Here is a 3,865-nt window from a genome sequence, read left to right on the forward strand (position 1 = left end):
GGTGGGGAGGGGCCGGGGGCTCAGCCCAGCTCGGTCCGGTTGATCCAGGGGACGTTCCGGTGGTCCAGGAACCGCTCCGAGGAGGTCAGCGGCCGGGCCCGGTTGAAGGTGTCGGGTACCGGGTCGTGCCGGATCCGGTCCGCGTCGGCGCCCAGTCCGGCCAGCATCCCGGCGAGCGCGGGCGCGAGGTCCGGCGGGCCGCTGAGGTGGACGTCCCAGCCGGACCAGTCGCGCTGCCGGGCGAGCGCCTCGCGGACCAGGGCGACGGCGCCGTCGCGGCCGTCCGCCGGGCCGGGGGCGGCCAGCAGCACCTGTAACCGGGGATGCAGGGAGAGCAGTCGCTCCACGGTCGCCAGGTCGTACTGCTCGTCGTCCGAGCGGGCGGCCAGCAGCAGGGTGGCCTCCCGTTCGGGCGTCCGGGCGGCGAGCTCCTCCAGCAGGGCGCGGGTCTGGCCCCAGCCGGTGCCGCCGGCCACCGCCAGCAGGGGGCGCCGCGAGCGCGGGTCGAGCACGGCGTCGCCGAGCGCGGGCCCGAGGCGCAGCGGCTCGCCGGGCACGGTGTCGTCGACCAGCGCGGTGCTGAGCAGGCCGCCGGGCACCCGGCGGACGTGCAGCTCCAGCGTGCCGTCCGGGCGCGGCGCGTTGGCGATCGAGTACGGGCGCCACACCCGGGGCACCCGGGGGCTGCTGAGCGTGAGGTACTGGCCGGGGACGAACGGGTAGGGGCGCGCCGTCGCCAGGGTGAGCACGGCGATGCCGGGGGCGGCCCGGCGGCGGGCGCGGAGTTCGGCGTCCCACCAGGCGGGCTCGTCGGGCGGGACCTCGGCGGCGGCGTCGGTCATCGCCTGGGCGAGCACGGTGTAGGCCTCGGTCCAGGCCTTCTCGGTCCCGGGCGTCCAGGCGTGGCCGGAGCAGTGCCGCAGCGCGGCGATCAGGCTGGCCCCGACGGCGGGGTAGTGCTCGGGCGCGGCCTGGAACTTGCGGTGGTCGCGCCCGAGCGCGCGCAGGTACCCGGCGAGCCGGTCGGGGTCCTCCAGCCGGAGCACGATCGAGGTGAGCGCGGCGAGGAGCCGGTCGCGCTGCTCGGACATGTCCTCGGGGAAGTGGCCCCGGATGCCGGGGTTGTGCGCGAACAGGTGGGCGTAGAAGTAGGTCACCAGGTGATCGGCGCGGCGCTCGACGACGGCGAAGTTCGCGCGGATGACCGCGGGGTCGAAGGGCACCGCGGGCCCGCCCTAACCCTGCTGCCGCGCGGCGGTGAGCGCCTGGCCCATGGTGTCGGCGACCACGCCGTACAGCGCGGTCCAGGACGCCTCGACCTCCTCCGTCCAGGCGTCGCCGGCATGGTGCTCCAGGGTGGCGAGCAGGCTGCCGCCGACGGCCGGGAAGTGGTCGACGAGCGCCCCGTACCCGGCGTGCCGGGCCCCGAGGTCGCGCAGGAGGCCGAGCAGCGTCCCGGTGTCCTCAAGGTGCTCGACCAGCGCGCCGAGCGCCGCCCAGAGCCGGTCCCGCTGCTCGTCGACGTGCTCGGCGAACAGCCCGCGGACGGCGGGGTGGTGTTCGAAGAGGTGCTCGTAGAAGTACCCGGTGACGGCGGTTCCGTGCGGTTCGACCAGCGCGAAACTGCTCTTGATGAGAACGGGGTTGATGGTCACGGGCCCCGACTCTACTGAGCGATCCGGCAATTCGAACAGAGTTCACCGGTGAATGGTCGGATACCGGACGTCGGTGCGCGGTTGGTTTCACCGGGGCCCTTCGCGATACCCCGTGATACCCCGCCTAATGGATGAAATGCAGTCCTTTCGGGTACATCCCGTCCTGCCGGTCGGAGGGCCGCCAATCGGGTGTCATGCGGCCAATGGCGCAAGTGTCGCGGTATGACCGGCCCAGGATCGTGATTCCGTTTTGTCTGATCTTGTGTCCAGTCTTGTGTTCAGCCTGCCCGGCCATCCAGGCCGCCCGGCAGCCGATGCGAAGGAGAGCCGGATGAACCGACAGTTCCCGGCTGCGGCAGGCGCCGCCGCCGTTCTGGCGGCCGGGCTGTTGACCGGCTGGAGCCCGCCGGGCTCCGGTCTCTCCGTCGAATTGGCGGGCCGTTCCGGAATTGATCATTCCGAAGCGCCGCACACGGACGGAATGCGGCCCGACGGGCCCGCGGGGGCTTTCCGGACCGCCGCCGGGAATTCCGGTTCCGCCACCGCCCCGCAGGGCTACGGCGGCGCCTCCCACACGCGCTCCGACCTCCACCTGGGCGGCGAGACCGATACCAGGGGCACCGGCCAGGCCCTCGGCTATCCCGAGGAGGCGGCGGTCGGTCAGGCGTACCGGCTCACCCTGCCCGTCGGGGTCGGCGACGCGCCCGCCACCCTGGCCGGCTGGGTCGACTTCGACCGCAACGGCCGCTTCGACCCGGCCGAGCGGGTGCAGACCGAGGTCGCCCCCGGCGGACGCGGCGCCACCCTGGAGTGGACCGTCCCCGGCAACGCCTCCTCCGGCGAGACCTGGGCCCGGTTGCGGATCGCCCGGGCCTCCGCCCAGGTGGTGTCGGCCGACGGCTCCGCCGACTCCGGACAGGTCCTGGACCAGCGGATCCGACTGACCGTCGGAGCCGCCCGCCCGGAGATCTCCCAGCCGGTCGACGGCGCCACGCTCGCCGAGACCCGCCCCCGGATCTCCGGCGGCGGGGCCAGGGCCGGCGCGACCGTCGAGGTCCGCGAGGGCGACACCGCGCTCTGCCGCACCCGGGCCACCCGGGGCGGCGACTGGGCCTGCCGCCCGGACGCGCCGCTGGCCGAGGGCGCGCACACCCTCACCCCGGTGCTGACCACCGTCCTCGGTACGGCGCTGCGCGGCGAGCCGGTCCGGATCGCCGTGCGGACCTCGGCGCCGGGCGTCCCCGCGCTCGCCCTGCCCGGGTTCACCAACGACCCCGGCATCCGGCTGACCGGCACCGGCGAGCCGGGCGGCACCGTCGTCGTCACCGACCTGCCCGCCGACGGCGCGGAGGCCGACCTGTGCAGCACGGCCGTCGGGGCCGACGGCGGCTGGTCCTGCCTGCCGGTGGAGGACCTGGCGGAAGGACGGCACCGGCTCACTCCGGCCGGCGCCGACCTCGCCGGGAACCGGAGCGCGGGACGGCCGGTCGAGCTGGTGGTCGACACCGTGCCGCCGGACCGCCCGGTGCTCACCGCGCCGGCCGCCGGGGAGACCGTCCGCTCCGCCCGGCCCCGGCTGGCCGGGAAGGCCGAGCCCGGGGCGCGGGTGCTCGTCACCGCCGCTCCGGAGCGAGGTGGCGAGGCCGCGCGGATCACCGCCTGCGGTGCGACGGCGGCCGTCGACGGCGGCTGGACGTGCACGGCCAACCGGGATCTGACGGACGGGGGGCAGTGGCTGGTCGTCACGGCGACCGATCAGGCGGGGAACAGGACGGCGGCGGACGCGGTGGCGGTCCGGGTCGAGGCGTCCGGGCAGCCGGCGGGACAGGTCACGCCGCCCACGCTGCCGCCGCCGGTCCCGGCTCCGAAGCCCTCCGCGTCGGCGGCCTCGACGCCGTCGCCGGTGGCCACGCCCACCCGGGCCGCGACGCCCGCGGTCACGGGGGCGCCCACGCCCGCCGCCGCCACCGTCCTCGCGGTGCCGACCGCCGTCGCCAAGCCGCCCACGGCCACGCCCTCCGTGGCCACACCTTCCGTGGCCACACCTTCCGCGCCCGTGCCCTCGGTGGCCGTTCCGTCCCCGACGGCGCCGAAGCCCTCGGCCGGCACCCCGGCACCGCCGTCCCCGAGCGTTCCCGTCCCGAGCAGGAGCGCGGCCGCACCCCGTCCCGCCACTCCGCCGGTCCCGACGGCCGGGTGCCCGGCCGTCG

The 3,865-nt window shown here is 76.2% G+C and carries 3 protein-coding genes; 1 reads left to right on the forward strand and 2 read right to left on the reverse strand.

Features of this window, described 5'->3' with window-relative positions; genetic code table 11:
* Positions 1 to 20: 20 nt before the first annotated feature.
* Together ABD308_RS10665 and ABD308_RS10670 are read right to left on the reverse strand one after the other, a co-directional pair.
* Positions 21 to 1,223: a globin domain-containing protein gene (locus ABD308_RS10665; protein WP_344331477.1), complete on the reverse strand. Its 1,203-nt coding sequence runs from the start codon at positions 1,221 to 1,223 to the stop codon at positions 21 to 23.
* 12 nt (positions 1,224 to 1,235) lie between these two features.
* Entirely contained in the window at positions 1,236 to 1,655 is a 420-nt protein-coding gene (locus tag ABD308_RS10670) for a globin domain-containing protein (protein ID WP_344331479.1), read from the reverse strand.
* 481 nt (positions 1,656 to 2,136) lie between these two features.
* Here ABD308_RS10670 and ABD308_RS10675 point away from each other — a divergent pair.
* Positions 2,137 to 3,865: Ig-like domain-containing protein (locus tag ABD308_RS10675; protein ID WP_344331481.1), on the forward strand; the 1,729-nt coding region annotated here is incomplete at its 3' end.

Origin of the sequence: Kitasatospora putterlickiae, from assembly GCF_039527695.1 — a bacterium.
Taxonomy (GTDB): Bacteria; Actinomycetota; Actinomycetes; order Streptomycetales; family Streptomycetaceae; genus Kitasatospora; species Kitasatospora putterlickiae.